Raw genomic sequence first — 14389 nt, 5'->3', positions numbered from 1 at the left:
GTCACCGCCTATCTAGAGCGTCTGCGAGTGTTCGGACTGTGGTCTGCACCCAGAGCGATGCGAAGCGGGGGATCATCGCCCGAACGGCCGGGTAGAAGACGTAGCCCTGGGTGGTCTTCGGTCGGAGCTGGCGGCGGGTGCGGCGCGTGATGCGGTAGCCAGTGCCGTTCTTGGAGACCGCGTCGTAAGTGGTCTTCTCTTCGCGGTTGGCACCGAACTCCACGGCATGGCCCTCGACGTTCGGGTTCATCCCGCCCGAGAGCTTCCGGTTCAGACCGGCGCTCTTGAGCTTGATGTTCTGGTTCGACATCGTGATGCGAGCAGTAGACACCAGGGCTCGGTGTTCCAGTCGGGTCTCCGCTCGCTCGGCCAGGGCCTTCTTCCATTCCGGCATCAGCAGCGTTTTCGTGAACTTGCGGATGTTGGTCTGGATGTCGCGTTCTGCGCGGCGGATGCTGAGGACCGTCGCCTGCAGCTCGCGTGAGCCGTAGATATCGATCCGCATGGTGTTGCTCCTTGTGGTGCTCCCGGCCCGCCGATCAAGGAGTAAGTCAGCGGGCCGGGAGGTCTTGGTTAGGCGTAGGTGTATGCGCCCGTGGTCGTCGAGATGCCGACCGCGTTGGTGACCTTGACCGGCTTCGAGCCAGCAGCCTGAGCCGGGGCCGTGGCGTAGATGACGCCATCCGACTCGACCTTGAAGTCCACGGCCGCGACAGCGCCGAAGACGACTGCGGTGGCACCGGTGAAGCCGGAGCCGGTGATCTTCACGAGCTTGTTCCCCGCGACCGGACCAGTGGCCGGGGTCGCTGCTGCGATGACGGGGATGGAGGCCGCTGCCGGAATGCGAACAGGCTTGCCCTGGACACCCAGGTTGACCGTTGCCTCCGCGACGGAGTTGGTCGTGCCTCCGATGGAGCCGGGCGTGATGACCAGCGTGGCGCTGAAGCTCGACCCCTTGCCGTTCTTTGGACGGAAGAGCGCCGGGACGACGGCTCCCTCACTGTCGAAGAGGTATTCGGAGAGCGAGCCCACCGTGTCCCAATCCTGCGCGTAGGTCAGGGCACAGACCCATGTAGCCCGCCCGGTGTCCGTGAAGGAGCTGTCAGGGGTTCCGCCCTGCCAGGAGATGGTGGCGGCGGTGGGGGTGAAGACGGCTCCCGAAATGGCCTTCTCGTAGGAGTTGTCTCCGAGGGACATCAGCATGTCCTTGAGGACGAGGGGAGTGTGTGCAACCTGAACCATGTGGATCAGTCCTTTCGAGTGGTGATGAGAGTGAGGGTGATGTCCCAGGCCATGAGTCGGTCTGCCCATTGGACGCGTTCGGCGTTCTCCCAGACCAACGAGTCGAGCTGTTCGAGGGCGTAGACCAGTTCCATAACCTCGTCCTCCAGCGCTTCCTCCGCCTTCTCGTTATCCGTCGCGGGATCGATGACCGTGACGGTGAAGGTGTGGGTGAGCGAGCTGCGGGGAGCGGTCGGCGTGGGGGTGAAGCTCTTGGTCGAGATGACGACGGTGGGGACTGCGAGCTTGTCCAGGCTCGGGGCCTGATACGGCACCAGGTTCCAGCGCTTCGGGAGCAGCGGCTTGATGGTGTCTGCGAGGTACTGGCGTGGGGAGTTCATGACACCACCGGGAATCCGCGTCGGGGACGGAGCAGGTTCTTGACATGCCAGTCCATCGGTCGAGGCTGGAAGGAGAACTCACCCGAGGAGTCGCCGGTCGGGTCTGCGATGGAGGCGTTCCAGATGTTCCGGGCCTGCACGAGCTGAGCCGTCTTGAAGTTCAGTGGGACAGCGTTGGTCTCCAGCTCCTCGGCGTACGAGAGACACTGCACACGGGCGATGGCGAGGAGTTCCCAGAGCTGGACGTCATCCTCCACGGGACAGCGAGGCCACTCCCGACGAGCTGAGGTCAGCGTGTGCCAGCCGTCTTGCTCCTCGACGACGAAGGGCGACAGGACGGACTCTGAATCGTTGAGCCGGAGCTTCAGCTGGTAGACCCCAGAGTCGAGGAGTACGGATGTCGTCGGCCAGGTGACCTTGATGGTGTCGGCCACGACTGAGGCGCTGAAGTTGGAGGCGACTCCGTTGACGTCGATGCCGTCCACCTCCACGCCATCGGGTCGAATGACCGAGGCCGTCACTGTCTGGAGGAAGTCCAGGTCCACGGGATTCTCGTCTTCAGTGAGGACGACGGTGGAAGCCGAGAGGGGGCGGTCAAAGCGACCGAAGGGGCCGAGCTGGTCAGCGAATTCGTAGGTCATGATCGGCTCCTTTCTGAAGTCGGGTGGAGCGAGTGGCGGGGAGCGCTGTGGTCAAACAGCGGGAACAAGGTGCTCCCCGCCACTCACGACTAGACGGCGTTCGTGACGAGCTGGAGGCCTGCGGGGTAATCGACCTTGGTGCCGATGTACCCGTGGACTGCCTCGTCGAGGCCACCGCGAGCGATGTCGATGGCCGACACGCGGATGGGCGAGGAAGGAAGCTCCAGCGTTGTCGCGGCCTCTCGTGCGCCTACGAGTACCGAGCCAGCAGCCAGGCCGGTGTGAGGCACCACCTTGAAGCCCTCGGTCGATCCCTCTTCGAGACCGAGCGACATGGACAGGAACTTGAGACCGTCGTTGTCCTTCGTGAATGCGACGCTCTCGAAGACGTCCGGGGCGACGAGTGCGAAGCTCGGGGTCGCGTCGTTGGCGATGACTCGGAGGCCACCGCGCACGATCTTCGCGATACCAGGGCCGACGCCAGTCGGGATCGTGCCGACCGGTGCGGAGGTCGCTGCGGCGAGGAGGTCAGCGAGGACCTTCTCGTCGGACTTCTTGGCGTAGGAGTCGATCATGGCGCGGACGAAGCTGTCCAGGACCTCGGTCTGACCGAAGTCCGAGAACTCGCGAGCGAGGTCCCAGCCACCAGCGAAGCGGGTGATGCCGACGCTGTAGGGCGTGGTCGTCGGGGTGTTCGACGGGATCGCTGCCTTGTTGCCCGCCCACTCCGCGACCTCAGGCTTGGTGCCCCAGCGCCAGCCCTTGACCTCGAAGGATGTCAGCGGAGCCGACTGCAGGAGCGGGATCACCTTGCGGGCGAAGCCTCGGCCGGACCAGAGTTCGCCGACGTACTGGGGGACGACGGTGTTGGTACCAACGGCACCGGTACCGGAGACCTTGACGTCGTTGAGCGCCGCGAGAAGCGTCGGGTCCTGGGTGCGAATGGCGTTGCTGATCATCGAGAACAGGGCCGTTGAGTCCAGGGCCTTGTCCTTGGTGGACGCGCCGGGAGCCGTTGCGGCGAGAGTTGCGGGTGCGGTTGCGGTGGCCACGTCGGGCTCCTTCTCTTCGGGGGTTTCGTCCGGGGCCTCGATGACCTCGGTGGTCTTGATCGTGGTGGTGTCGCCATCCACGGTCGTGGTGGTCGTGATCGTGTACTTGGTCTCGTTGCCGTCTTCGTCGGTGCGGACCTCGGTGCGCTTGTCCGTGGTCGTGACGGGCTCGGAGGATTCGGCCGGCTGTTCGTCCTCGGTGTCTGCAGCAGCGGCGAGGAGCGTGGCACTGGGGAACGCGGGAGCGGCCACGAGAGCTGCGGCGAACAGGTTCCCGGCGATGCCCTTGCCGTCCTTGATCTTCACGCCAGCGACCTCGGCCGACAGGTGCTTGCGGCGCCCTGCAGCGATGTCGTCTAGGGCCTGATCGCCCTGAGGGGTCTTGGCGACCTTGAACGTGGCGACGATGCCTGCAGCCGTCTCCAGTGCCGTGCTGAACTGGCCGACGACGTTCTCTCGCTGGTGCTCGACGTTGATTGACATGCCGCCGAGGTCGCTCGGGATCGTGACGGCTCCGGCGTCGAAGCTGAACTTGCCGAGGTTGGAGCGGCACTCTTCGCCGTATGGGACCAACAGGCCGGTGATCGTACGATCTTCCTTGGATGCGGTGAGTGTCCCCGCGTCGATGGTGACGGTGGTCATTCGGAGGCCTCCTCAGGCGTCTCGGTGAGGAACGCGTGATAGGCCCGAGCAGCTGCCAGGACCAGGTCCTTGTCCACCTCGGTCTCGCGTGCGAAGCGCACAGCCTCGATGCGGAGTTCCGTGTCTTCAGTCATGGGTCTCAGTCCTCGGAGTAGGGGCCGGTGTCGCCACCGGCTGCGGTCGGAGTGTTGGCGAAGTCGAAGCGGATGCGCTGTCCACGGGGGACGACGTCGTCCATGGACAGCGCGGCCTCGATGGGGGCGGTCCAGAAGGTGAGCCGGTTCGCCAGCGCGGTCTGCTGGGAGCCGTCCGTCTCATACTTCAAAGTCGAGGCGTTCTTGGAACCGGCGATGGACTCGGGGTCCAAATTCAAGAAGTTGGCGAAGTCGAGGCGGAGCTGGTTGCGCTCGTCAGCGAAGAGGTCGGAGGCGGAGTCGCCGTGGAAGGATGCGGTGATTTCGTTGGGCAGGTACATGACTGCACCATCGGGATCGCGGCGAGCAGCAGAGACGGCTGAGACGTACTTCTGCACTTCCTTCTGGCCAAGGTTCGACTCTTTATCGCCCTGCAGCACGATGGTCGGCGTAGGGTTGCGGACGCGAGACGCTGCGGCGCGCTCCACGTTCTTGGCCGCGCGGACCTTCTCGGAAGCGATGTTCAGGAGTCCAGGGAAGGCGGCGGGGAGGTAGACGACGGAGCCCTGCTCGACGGGCTGCTCGTTCACCAAGAACTCGAATGTGTCCGGGTCGATGCGCCACTGCTCGTAGGGGATGCGGATGGCGTCGAGGATCGTCTTGCCGTCCGTGCCGCGCTTGACGCTCAGGAGGCTGTCCCCGTCGAAGACGTGGTCGGTCAGGATGCCGACCATCCGGTGGTACGGGCTGACTCCGGTGTCGGTGCGGTAGAGCCAGGATGGCTGCGTCTTCATCAACCCAGTGGCGTCCAAGCACCGAAGCGGGCGGTGTGCCAGCTCTCCGATGATGCGGTTCAGACCCCCAGCGACGGCAGGGACGCTGAGCGCTTCCTTCCGGGTCACCGGGATGGACTCGATACCGAAGATGTCAGCCCAGACGAACTTGTTCAGCTCACCGTCGGACCACGGCGACAGGATGCCAGCGTTCGAGACAGCAGTGGGTCCGGCGAGGTAATCAGGACGCACACGAGTGCTCGTGCCGCGAAGTAGGTCCCTGATTCCCATACCTCTATCGGCTCACTCAATAACGTGATTCCGACCAAAACTGGGAACTACTTTGCAGCGATGATGACTCCCACGGATTGCTGGGGCTTGGTGTCGTCGTAGACACGGAGCGCCATGGCTGCAGCCTCGATGCTGGTGATGTCGTCCTCCGGAGTGCCGCGCCCAAAGCCCCAGCCGTTGACACCGATCCGTCGCTTCCTGGCCAGCACTGCGGCTCGGTTCAGAGGCTCCTGGTTCCAGTGCTTCACCTTGCCCGCCTGGACCTCTTTGACGAGCAGCGCTGCCGCTGTGGTGACGTGCCGCATGGTCTGGGGGAGGAGCTTCGGCTTGGGCCGCTTTCGTGCCAGCTCCTCGACCTCGACGAGCACCGTTCCCTTGTCGTCGTGGACGATGCCGAGCTTCCGCTTGCGGGCGTGCTTGAGAGCCGACTCAGCGAGCCAGCGAGTGCCCGTGTCGTGGTCGCTCACCCAGATGTGAGCCGTGCCTCTGGAGCGCCACACGAAGACGCACGATGCCGAGACCTGGTCAGGGTGGACCGCGATGGCGAACGCCACCCGCGTCGGGATCGAGGTGGGCTTCCCCTCCAGCGCTCCCGCGTTCCACTTCTCCATGTCGAGGATCGAGGTGCCAAGTCCAGCCGTGCCGAAGATCGACAGATACTCACGTGCGAACTGGCGAGGCTTGAGCCGGTTGAAGCGGTCCTTGATGACCTCCAGTGTGGTGAGCGTGCCGATCCCGGGGTGTGCAGCCAGGACCAGCTCTCGGGTGATGTCCCAGTCCTCCAGGTCGTCTGCGGTCACGGTGTCCGGCGCGCTGTACTCGATGACCCCCGTCTTGCGTGCGCCCTTCCTGCCGTCGCTCACGGTGTCCCAGAGGAGGTTGCCGGTGCGGAAGTCGGCGGCGGTCCCAGCGACGATGAACTGTGCATCCGGCCGGGTGTCCATGGTGGCGAGCGCACCGGCCAGCAGGTCCTCAGACTTCTCGGGCGATGCCTCTCCGGACTCGTCGATGAGGATGGCGTCGAACGCTTCCGAGCGGAAGGACTCGGAGTCCGGCGTGACCACGACGATGCTGGAGCCGTTCGGCCACGTGATCGACTCCGAGCCCTGGGACAGGCGGATGGTGAAGGGCCGAGTGGCCTTATCGGGGTAGGCGCGCTCCAGCGGGGCGACGATGTCGCTCTTGAAGCGCTTGGTCGCCATGACCCGGCTCGTGGCGAGGGTGAACGCGACCAGGTAGTCCGGACGGTTCATGCAGCGACCCAGGAGCAGCGCCACGATGCTGGTGGTCTTCGAGCTTCGCCGGGGGACCAGTACGCCGGTCAGCGGATGCCGAGGTGTGCCGTCATCGTTCGAGGCGTTGAGAGCATCCGCGATCCACAGCATCTGCGGGAGAACTGACTTCCGCGCGTGCTGCCAGCGCCCGTGCATCCCCAGCAGTTCGAGCCCGTCGATGAACTCGGAGCGATACCGCTCACACCCGGTCGTATCCGAGAGAACCGTTGGCGTAATGCCTGCATCCCGAATCAATACCCAGTCAGAGAGAGAAAAACTGCTGCCCGCCTCGGGTGGGTTGTGGTGATTTTCGTCAAAAGAACTCGATGAAGACTCTTGAATGACAGTCACGATGATTCCAATCCGAACTCGCGATGAAGACGAGCGATGTAGTCGCTGATGCCCTCTTGTGTAGGGACTGGTGCTCGACCCTTCGGGCCTTTGACGCCGGGAGCGTAGACGTGGCCAGCCTCTTCAGCTCGACGCCGGTTCCGGTTATGCATGGAGCACATGTCGTCGCGGGTGGTGCGCTGCCGGTCGCAGGTGTCCACGATGCAGAGTGGTCTGGTCATGGTTACTCCCAATGGATGGGTCGGCCCGGGGTCTGAACCCCGATGCGACGGATGCGGACGCCGGACTGGATGAACCCGACCATGGCTGTGAGGGATGAGAAGACCAGCTCCCGGTCTGTTCCACTCAGGTTGGAGATGCGGAGCCAGTACCTACACGTCATGGTGGAATCCACCTGTCTGCTCCGGCTGCTTGTTGAGCTGCATCGCTCGGCCGAGGCGTCCACCTGACTCGGAGCTGCAGCGTGGGTGCTCAGGCTGGTAGGCCTCGATCTGTCCGTGTACTGCGAGGTCGTGTTGGTGGCCCACGACGAAGCTGTCGCCCGGGTAGATGACACGGCCGCATCTGGCACAGGGGAGTGGGAGCGCTGCCTCGATCTTGGGCCGGGCCTTTTTCGAGATATTGGCCCAGCCCGCCGCGCGATGGTGCTTGCTCATCGTGTGGCCTTTCCCTGTGTCTTCATGTGGTGGCGGTAGTGGGTGTAGCAGAGGCCCGACTTCAAGCTCTGTGCTTCGTTGATGCATCCAGGCTTGGAGCACTCGATATCCGGCGTCTTGTCCTTGCGAGGGTGGAACTCGTTGTTGTGTGCGATTCGGACTTTGTTGGCCTGTGAGGCCCAATCGACCGCCTCGCTGAACCACGGATGCTCAGGGCAATGAACAACGATCACTAGCCCTCCTGTGTCGATACGTGCGGTCATGAGTTGTCCTCTGGGATTCCGAAGGCCTGTTCAAGCTCTTGAGCGAAGTAGTCGATATCCATCAGCCCTGACCGCCCGTCTTGCGCTTGCCGCGTGAGCCGCTGCGCTTGGGTGGCTGGACCGGCTGGGGGAGTGCTTCCGCATTGTTGAGGAAGTTCTCCAGCTCCTGGATGACACTGACCAGCTGTGCGTCTGTTCTCCCGATGAAGTGATGAGGAGTGACGTCGTGGCCTGCTCGCCGGGATAGCCGCGATGCGGCCTCACGGAGTCGTGCCGAGTGAGTCTGTTTGGTGGTGAGTTCGTCTACCTGGTGCTGGTGGACGTGATCCTTCGTGATCATGCGCTGTCCCTGCTCTGAGGAGCGGTATAGCTCTCGCCGGACATCCACCCCCCTGGAGTCCCCCCTGCTGAGATTCGCTAGGAATTCAGGGGTTTGGATACTCCAAGGGCACCTACCCTGTTTGGGCAGATGTTGAGAGTGTGTCCGGCGAAGTAGCTAGTTTCGCTCAGTGAATGTGATCCGTGCTCTACGTGTGTTGTTCATACGGAGCCTCGGAACAGCGGAGCTTAGTGTTGCGCAGGGTGCTGTCCTTGCTGATACAGACATTACCAGATGGATTTGACCGAATCGGGCGAAGTGGCGACAAAGTTTGGAGCAATCTCATTTCATGATTTGAGGACCGGATAGGTAGACACGGTGAACTAGCGTGACACGTTCCCGGTTGATATCATTGACATCGTCATTGAGGTCAAGTCTTATGACACAAACGCCCCCGGTTCAGGTGCTGTCCTGCGAACCGGGGGCGTTCCCTATTACCTTTACTCAGAGTAAAGGTAATCACTTAGAGCTATTCGGCTCTATTCAAGCTCGTCACCACGCGATGAGTGATCGTCACCTTCTCACCACGGCCGCCGTTGACAACGACGTCCAGTAGCGTGCGGACCAGCTCACGCCTCTTGTCCACGCCGAGAGCATCGAAGCGCTCACCCAGCTCTCGCTTCACGTCCGCCACCTTCTGCAGCCCACCGGTCCACATTCCGGCCCGTAGATCGACGGTGAGGTCCGACTGCATTTCGGCTTGGATAGCCGCCTGGATGTCACGCTCCAGGGCCAGCTCCTGCCGTTTCAGCTCCTGCAACTGTGAGGTCGCCTCCTCCTCTGAGACCAGCTCCTGGGTCATGAGCCGTAGCACCTTGCCCTTGGTCTCCCTGACCCGGCTAGCAGCTGCCTGAAGCGTGCTGAGGGATCGCGAAGAGCTTGCTTGAGTGGGGAAGAGGTCGGCCGTCCCGAATGCGAACGCGGCAACGACAGCGGAGCGGACCAGCTCGTCAGCCAGGGTCATCTTCACGGTCACATGCTTGGTCGTGTCGCCGTCGTACGCGAGCTTCGTGCTGCACCGGTAGTACACGTGGCGCTCACCGGTCTGACGGTCGCTGCTGGTGTTGGTCCGCATGGGGGAGCCACAGACCTGGCAGGTGTAGATGCCGCCACCCAAGTAGCGGGTCTTTGAGCCGGGGGAGGTGCGCCGCTTCGGATCGTTGAGGATCGCCTGGACGTCGTCGAAGTCCTGTCGGCTGACCAGGGGTGTCCAGTCGCCGGGAGTGTCCTCGATGATCTGCCCTTGGTAGGTCATCAGGGCCGCGTACCGGGGATTGGTCAGGATGGTCCGGATGGCGGGATAGCTCCAGCACTTCGACTTGCCGATGGTCGGCAGACCCCGGGTGTTCCAGTCCTTCAGAATCTGGAAGATGCTGCCACCGTCGAGGATGTGAGCGAATGCCTTCTGCAGCTCCAGCGCCTCAGTCGGGTGGGGCGTCTGCTTGTCCATCGAGTAGCCGAATGCACGCCGCCCGGTGTTGCTGACTCCTCGGCTCCGGTTGTGGGCGTAGCGGGCTCTCAGCCGCTCGCTCTTCACCTTGGATTCGTAGAGAGCCACAGCGCCCGTGATTGAGGCCAGGAGACCGCCTTGGGCGGCTGCTGGGTCTGTCAGCTCACCGCTCTGGGTCATCCATTTGATGCCGTACCGAGCGCACCCGACCCGGATGAGGCTGCTGTCCTCATCGTTGCGAGCGAGTCGGTCGAAGTGCCGGACCAGGATCGTCGAGAACTGCTGCTTACTCATGTCTGCCACCAGGCTGGAGAACGCTGGCCGGTGCACATTCTTGAAACCGCTGATGCCGTCGTCCACGTACTCCTTGACCACGGTCAGCCCCTTGGCTGCGGCCAGTGAACGGAGACCCTGGAGCTGGGTGGTGATGGAGACGGACTCGTCCTCGGACGTGTGCTTGGAAACTCGTGCGTAGATGACGGCGGTCTCAGACTTGCTCATGGGTTTTTCTACGCCTGAGTCAACGATTTGTGTCATCTCAAGAGACTGACGAAGGTGTTCGTCGCACGCGGCGGGGTGTCTGAGCTCACGGACGTGGTCCTCGGCGAGGGTGACGTCCGCGACCTCGTGGAGCGGATGCTGCGCGCCACCGGTCGTCGGGTCGACCTCGCGAACCCGTTCGTCGACGCGTCGCTTCCGGACGGCTCGCGGTTGCACGTCGTCATCCCCGACGTCACGCGTCGGCACATGTCCATCAACATCCGCAAGTTCTCCGCACGGATCCGTGATCTCGGTCAGCTGGTGGCCGCCGGGTCGATCAGCTACCAGGCCGCCGAGTTCCTCCGCGCGAGCATGACCGCGGGGGCGAACCTGCTCGTGTCGGGGGCGACGCAGGCCGGCAAGACCACGATGCTCGGCGCCCTCATCGCCTCGTTGGACCCGGCCCTCCGCATCGTCACCGTCGAGGAGACCTTCGAGCTCGCGCCGGGCAACCGCGACGTCGTCGCGATGCAATGTCGGCAGGCCAGCCTCGAAGGCACGGGAGAGATCACCCTCCGGCGGCTCATCAAGGAGGCGCTCCGGATGCGGCCGGACCGCATCGTCGTCGGCGAGGTCCGGGAGGCGGAGAGCCTCGACCTCCTGATCGCCCTCAACAGCGGGTTGCCGGGGCTCTGCAGTATCCACGCGAACTCCGCGCGCGACGCGATCGGCAAGCTCTGCACGCTGCCACTGCTGGCGGGCCGGAACATCGACTCGGGGTTCGTTCGCCCGGCCGTCGCATCATGTGTCGACCTCGTCGTGCACTGTGAGCTCGACCGGTCCGGACGCCGGCGGGTGGCGGAGATCATCGCGGTCGGCGGGAGCGGGGAGTCCCATACGATCGAGGCCTCCACCCTCTTCGAGCAGCGCGACGGAGAGCTCCGCGCCACCGGTCGCTTCCCGCTGAACGACGCGAAGTATCGTGCGGCCGGGATCTCGCTCGCATCGATCCTCGCCGTCGGCGAGCGATGAGTCTCGTCGTCGGAGCGGTCCTCGCCGCAGGCCTCCTCCTCACCGTCGCACCCTGGTGGTGGCCGGACCCTGAGCCGCTGCGCGACACCCTGGAGCGGTGGAGGCCGGTCGCTGCGCTCCGCGAACTCCTGATCCTGGCCGGTCTGCCCGGTCGGTACTGGGCGGCCGCCATCGTGGTCTCCGTCCTCGCCGGTCTGGTCTCCGGCGCAGTGGTCCAGGCGCTCTGCCGGGTCTTGCCGTTGAGCGCCGTCGTCGCCGTCGCCGGACTCGTCGCTCCGGTGATCGTGCTCCGAGCCCGTGCCACCTCTCGACGTCGCCTGCAGCGGGGACTGTGGCCGGATGTCGTGGACCACCTGTTGTCCGCGATCCGGTCAGGGCTCTCGCTCCCGGATGCGGTGGCCGCGCTCGACACCGTCGGACCCGCACCGCTCCGCCCGGCGTTCGCCGCGTTCAGCGCCGACTACCGGGCTGCCGGCCGCTTCGCCGACGGCATCGACGACCTGAAGACCGCGCTCGCCGACCCGGTCGCCGACCGCATCCTCGAGACGGTGCGCATGGCCCGCGACGTGGGAGGCACGGAACTGCCGGCGGTGCTCCGAGCGCTGTCCGCGGGGCTGCGCGAGGAGTCGGCCATCCGAGCCGAGGCCGAGGCGCGGCAGTCCTGGGTGGTGAACGCCGCCAGGCTGGGCGTCGCGGCACCCTGGGCGATCCTCCTGCTCCTGTCGTCCCGGCCGGAGGCGTCGGCCGCCTACAACTCCCGTGAGGGAGCGGTCCTGATCATCGCCGGCGTCGTGGTCTCCGCTCTCGCCTACCAGGCGATGCTCCGTGTCGGACGGCTCCAGCCCGAACGACGGTGGTTCCGGTGAGTGCAGACGGAGCGTGGGCCCTCAGCCTCGGAGCGATCCTCGGGGTCGGCCTCTGGGCGCTCGCGATGCTCCTGCCGGCACTCGGACGACCGCGGCTCGGAGACCGCATCGCCCCCTACGTCGCCGACCTCTCCAGCGACGCCCGCTCGCAAGCCGCGCGCCGCTCGACCGACCCGCTACCGGTCCTCGGCACCCTGCTGGTCCCGGTCCTCCGCGCCGTTCGATGGTCGCTCGGCCTGGTCGGCGCCGATCAGGAACTCGTCATCCGTCGATTGGGTCAAGCCGGGGGACCGACGCTCGAGCGGTACCGACTGCTGCAACTCCTGTGGGGGCTCGGCGGCTTCGCGGTCGCCGCGGCGCTCGCCGTGTTCTCCTTCAGCAACGGACGACTGGCGCTCCCGTTCGCAGCACCGCTCCCCGCGGTCGGGGCGGTGGCCGGAATCGTCCTCCGCGACCAGCTGCTGGCACTCGCCGCCAGTCGCCGCCTCGCGCGGATCGAGGAGGAGCTGCCGACGGTGCTCGAGTTCCTCAGTCTGAGTCTCGCGGCCGGCGAGGCGATCACGGACGCGATGGACCGCGTGGCGCGCATCGGGTCCAGCGGGGAGCTCGGCAGGGAGTTCCGCCGGGTGATGGCGGACGTCTCCACCGGTATCCCGTTCGCCACCGCACTCCGGCAGTTCGAGGCCCGACTCGCGATGCCGATGCTGTCGCGATGCGTCGACCAGATCCTGGGCGCGCTCGAACGCGGCACACCGGTCGCAGCCGTGCTCCTCGACCACGCACACGACGGACGTGACACCGCCAAACGCCGTCTCCTCGAATCCGCCGGGAAGAAGGAGGTTGCGATGCTCGTGCCCCTCGTCTTCCTGATCCTGCCCCTGTCCATCATCATCGCCGTCTTCCCCGGAGTGTTCGTGCTCCGGACCGGCTTCTGACGAAAGGTTCCACATGTCCTCCCCCTCCTTCCTCGACCGCACGCTTCACCGGAGTCGTTCCCTCGTCGCCGAGGAGCGCGGCGACGTCCCCGGCTGGGTCCTCATCACGCTCATGACGGCCGGGCTCGTCCTCCTCATCTGGGGTGTCGCGGGCCCGGCGCTCACGCAGGTGTTCGAACAGGCCATCGACCGTGTCTCCGGCATCTGAGCCCGAGATCGGCGGATGGCGGACGAGGCTCGTGCGCGGCGAGGACGGATCAGCCGTCGCCGAGTTCGTGTTCGTCGGAGCGATCCTCACCGTCCTGATGATGTCCGTGGTCCAGCTCGCGCTCGCCTTGCACGTCCGGAACACGCTCATCGACGCGGCGGCGGAGGGAGCCCGGTTCGGAGCGCTGGCCGACACCGAACTGCTCGACGGCGCCGACCGAGCACGCCAGCTCATCGCCGTCGCCGTGGGGGAGGGCTACACGGGTGACGTCAGCGCCACGCTGGCCGATCATCGCGGAGCCGGCATCGTGACCGTGACCGTCCGCGCACCGCTTCCGGTCGTGGGATTGATCGGACTGCCCGGCGTCTTGGAGGTGGAAGGTCATGCGGTCCTCGAGACACTCGAGTGATGAGCTGCGTCACCGACCGACCGCACTGGACGACGACGGATCGGCCTCCCTCGAGTTCATCACCGTCGGTCTGGTCCTCCTCGTGCCGATCGTCTATCTCATCGTCGCGCTCGCCGAGGTGCAGGCCGCAGTGCTCGCGGCCGGCGGGGCCGCGGCACAGGCGGCGAAACTTTACGCGCGGGCCGACGACGACGCCACGGGTCGCGACCGCGTCGAGGACGCGCTCGCACTCGCGCTCGACGACTTCGGGCTCGACCGGTCCCAGTCGTCCGTCACGCTCGACTGCGCACCAGCCGGTTTCCCGTGCGGGCAGCGCGGCGGTGCCGTCACGGTCACCGTCGACATCCTCGTCGTCCTGCCGTTGATGCCCGAGATCCTCGGCGTCCAAGCCGCGGTCCCCGTGACCGGCGCCGCCACGGCCCCGATCTCCCGGTTCGACGACCGGTTCAGCGAGGTGGAATGAGGGTGCCGGGCGGACGACGACATCTGGACGTCGGCGAAGAGGACGGGTCCACCATGCTGCTGACCATCGGATTCGCCGTGGTGGCGCTCGCCGTGGTCCTCGTCGGGAGCGCCGCCACGTCCCTGTACGTGGAGCACAAGCGGCTCCTCGACCTCGCCGACCGCCTGGCCGCGACCGCTGCGGAGTCCTTCTCCATCGACGACGTCGCGATCCAGCCCGACGGGACCTTCCGACCCGTCCTCGATGACGACTCGGTCCGATCGAGTGCACGCGACGACCTCAGCACCGGCGGTGCGGGCGCGCTCACCGGCGTCGAGATCGTCGCGGCGCGGACCCCGGACGGCCGGAGCGCGGAGGTCTCGCTGGCGTCGGATTGGCGGCCACCTATGCTGACGCTGTTCGTCCCGCAGGGCCTCCGGATCGAGGCGACCGCGAGTGCTCGAAGTGTCTTCTGGTGACGGCGGACGG

17 protein-coding genes and 1 pseudogene are annotated in these 14389 nt (G+C 65.4%); 7 read left to right on the top strand and 11 right to left on the bottom strand.

What is annotated here, in order from left to right; translation table 11 throughout:
• Position 1 precedes the first annotated feature (1 nt).
• From ITJ62_RS10055 to ITJ62_RS10005, 11 genes are all read right to left on the bottom strand, one after another.
• Complete coding sequence (locus ITJ62_RS10055) at positions 2-505, bottom strand: hypothetical protein (RefSeq protein ID WP_194601545.1); 504 nt, start codon at positions 503-505, stop codon at positions 2-4.
• A gap of 68 nt (positions 506-573) precedes the next feature.
• A complete protein-coding gene (locus ITJ62_RS10050; protein ID WP_194601542.1) occupies positions 574-1197 on the bottom strand; it encodes an IPT/TIG domain-containing protein in 624 nt (207 codons plus the stop codon).
• A gap of 50 nt (positions 1198-1247) precedes the next feature.
• Complete coding sequence (locus tag ITJ62_RS10045) at positions 1248-1622, bottom strand: hypothetical protein (RefSeq protein WP_194601539.1); 375 nt, start codon at positions 1620-1622, stop codon at positions 1248-1250.
• Positions 1619-2263 carry a hypothetical protein gene (locus tag ITJ62_RS10040; protein ID WP_194601536.1) on the bottom strand — a complete coding sequence of 215 codons (645 nt, stop codon included), beginning with the start codon at positions 2261-2263 and terminating at the stop codon, positions 1619-1621. The genes ITJ62_RS10045 and ITJ62_RS10040 overlap by 4 nt, the downstream gene beginning before the upstream one ends.
• A gap of 89 nt (positions 2264-2352) precedes the next feature.
• Positions 2353-3957, bottom strand: a complete 1605-nt coding sequence (locus ITJ62_RS10035; RefSeq protein WP_194601533.1) for a hypothetical protein — start codon at positions 3955-3957, stop codon at positions 2353-2355.
• The gene (locus ITJ62_RS10030) at positions 3954-4091 is read right to left on the bottom strand and encodes a hypothetical protein (protein ID WP_194601530.1); all 138 of its coding nucleotides are present in this window, start codon (positions 4089-4091) and stop codon (positions 3954-3956) included. The genes ITJ62_RS10035 and ITJ62_RS10030 overlap by 4 nt, the downstream gene beginning before the upstream one ends.
• 5 nt (positions 4092-4096) lie before the next feature.
• The gene (locus ITJ62_RS10025; protein WP_194601527.1) at positions 4097-4885 is read right to left on the bottom strand and encodes a hypothetical protein; all 789 of its coding nucleotides are present in this window, start codon (positions 4883-4885) and stop codon (positions 4097-4099) included.
• A 317-nt stretch (positions 4886-5202) separates the two neighbouring features.
• Complete coding sequence (locus ITJ62_RS10020; protein ID WP_228498146.1) at positions 5203-6408, bottom strand: hypothetical protein; 1206 nt, start codon at positions 6406-6408, stop codon at positions 5203-5205.
• A gap of 1024 nt (positions 6409-7432) precedes the next feature.
• Positions 7433-7699 carry a hypothetical protein gene (locus tag ITJ62_RS10015; protein WP_194601522.1) on the bottom strand — a complete coding sequence of 89 codons (267 nt, stop codon included), beginning with the start codon at positions 7697-7699 and terminating at the stop codon, positions 7433-7435.
• Positions 7700-7760: 61 nt separating this feature from the next.
• Positions 7761-8039 (bottom strand): hypothetical protein, encoded by a 279-nt coding sequence (locus ITJ62_RS10010; RefSeq protein ID WP_194601519.1) that lies wholly within the window; start codon positions 8037-8039, stop codon positions 7761-7763.
• A 508-nt stretch (positions 8040-8547) separates the two neighbouring features.
• Complete coding sequence (locus tag ITJ62_RS10005) at positions 8548-10029, bottom strand: recombinase family protein (RefSeq protein WP_194601516.1); 1482 nt, start codon at positions 10027-10029, stop codon at positions 8548-8550.
• A gap of 48 nt (positions 10030-10077) precedes the next feature.
• On the opposite strand from ITJ62_RS10005, the pseudogene ITJ62_RS10000 reads away from it, so the two are divergent.
• The 7 genes and pseudogenes from ITJ62_RS10000 to ITJ62_RS09970 all read left to right on the top strand — a co-directional run.
• A pseudogene (locus ITJ62_RS10000) lies at positions 10078-11040 on the top strand (CpaF family protein); the annotation flags it as partial.
• The gene (locus tag ITJ62_RS09995; RefSeq protein ID WP_159878302.1) at positions 11037-11906 is read left to right on the top strand and encodes a type II secretion system F family protein; all 870 of its coding nucleotides are present in this window, start codon (positions 11037-11039) and stop codon (positions 11904-11906) included. The pseudogene ITJ62_RS10000 and the gene ITJ62_RS09995, both read left to right, overlap by 4 nt.
• Positions 11903-12841 carry a type II secretion system F family protein gene (locus ITJ62_RS09990; RefSeq protein WP_194601511.1) on the top strand — a complete coding sequence of 313 codons (939 nt, stop codon included), beginning with the start codon at positions 11903-11905 and terminating at the stop codon, positions 12839-12841. The genes ITJ62_RS09995 and ITJ62_RS09990 overlap by 4 nt, the downstream gene beginning before the upstream one ends.
• A gap of 13 nt (positions 12842-12854) precedes the next feature.
• Positions 12855-13049, top strand: a complete 195-nt coding sequence (locus ITJ62_RS09985; protein WP_194601507.1) for a hypothetical protein — start codon at positions 12855-12857, stop codon at positions 13047-13049.
• Entirely contained in the window at positions 13033-13458 is a 426-nt protein-coding gene (locus ITJ62_RS09980) for a TadE family protein (protein ID WP_370581887.1), read from the top strand. The genes ITJ62_RS09985 and ITJ62_RS09980 overlap by 17 nt, the downstream gene beginning before the upstream one ends.
• Positions 13433-13921 carry a TadE family protein gene (locus ITJ62_RS09975; RefSeq protein WP_194601504.1) on the top strand — a complete coding sequence of 163 codons (489 nt, stop codon included), beginning with the start codon at positions 13433-13435 and terminating at the stop codon, positions 13919-13921. Before ITJ62_RS09980 ends, ITJ62_RS09975 begins: the two co-directional genes overlap by 26 nt.
• A gap of 53 nt (positions 13922-13974) precedes the next feature.
• Positions 13975-14379 carry a hypothetical protein gene (locus ITJ62_RS09970; protein WP_194601501.1) on the top strand — a complete coding sequence of 135 codons (405 nt, stop codon included), beginning with the start codon at positions 13975-13977 and terminating at the stop codon, positions 14377-14379.
• Positions 14380-14389 lie beyond the last annotated feature (10 nt).

Source organism: Plantibacter sp. VKM Ac-2876, from assembly GCF_015350715.1.
GTDB classification, from domain to species: Bacteria; Actinomycetota; Actinomycetes; order Actinomycetales; family Microbacteriaceae; genus Plantibacter; species Plantibacter auratus.
Note: the sequence above shows the minus strand (reverse complement) of the source record. Positions and strands in the feature narration are given on the sequence as shown.

Bases quoted from the DNA above. Each gene is read 5' to 3' on its own strand.
- ITJ62_RS10005 (WP_194601516.1), bottom strand. From the start codon at position 10,029: ATGAGCAAGTCTGAGACCGCCGTCATCTACGCACGAGTTTCCAAGCAC.
- ITJ62_RS09985 (WP_194601507.1), top strand. From the start codon at position 12,855: ATGTCCTCCCCCTCCTTCCTCGACCGCACGCTTCACCGGAGTCGTTCC.
- ITJ62_RS10055 (WP_194601545.1), bottom strand. From the start codon at position 505: ATGCGGATCGATATCTACGGCTCACGCGAGCTGCAGGCGACGGTCCTC.
- ITJ62_RS10020 (WP_228498146.1), bottom strand. From the start codon at position 6,408: ATGAACCGTCCGGACTACCTGGTCGCGTTCACCCTCGCCACGAGCCGG.
- ITJ62_RS10045 (WP_194601539.1), bottom strand. From the start codon at position 1,622: ATGAACTCCCCACGCCAGTACCTCGCAGACACCATCAAGCCGCTGCTC.
- ITJ62_RS10030 (WP_194601530.1), bottom strand. From the start codon at position 4,091: ATGACTGAAGACACGGAACTCCGCATCGAGGCTGTGCGCTTCGCACGC.
- ITJ62_RS09970 (WP_194601501.1), top strand. From the start codon at position 13,975: ATGCTGCTGACCATCGGATTCGCCGTGGTGGCGCTCGCCGTGGTCCTC.
- ITJ62_RS10025 (WP_194601527.1), bottom strand. From the start codon at position 4,885: ATGAAGACGCAGCCATCCTGGCTCTACCGCACCGACACCGGAGTCAGC.
- ITJ62_RS09975 (WP_194601504.1), top strand. From the start codon at position 13,433: ATGCGGTCCTCGAGACACTCGAGTGATGAGCTGCGTCACCGACCGACC.
- ITJ62_RS10035 (WP_194601533.1), bottom strand. From the start codon at position 3,957: ATGACCACCGTCACCATCGACGCGGGGACACTCACCGCATCCAAGGAA.
- ITJ62_RS10015 (WP_194601522.1), bottom strand. From the start codon at position 7,699: ATGACCGCACGTATCGACACAGGAGGGCTAGTGATCGTTGTTCATTGC.
- ITJ62_RS10050 (WP_194601542.1), bottom strand. From the start codon at position 1,197: ATGTCCCTCGGAGACAACTCCTACGAGAAGGCCATTTCGGGAGCCGTC.
- ITJ62_RS09995 (WP_159878302.1), top strand. From the start codon at position 11,037: ATGAGTCTCGTCGTCGGAGCGGTCCTCGCCGCAGGCCTCCTCCTCACC.
- ITJ62_RS10010 (WP_194601519.1), bottom strand. From the start codon at position 8,039: ATGATCACGAAGGATCACGTCCACCAGCACCAGGTAGACGAACTCACC.
- ITJ62_RS10040 (WP_194601536.1), bottom strand. From the start codon at position 2,263: ATGACCTACGAATTCGCTGACCAGCTCGGCCCCTTCGGTCGCTTTGAC.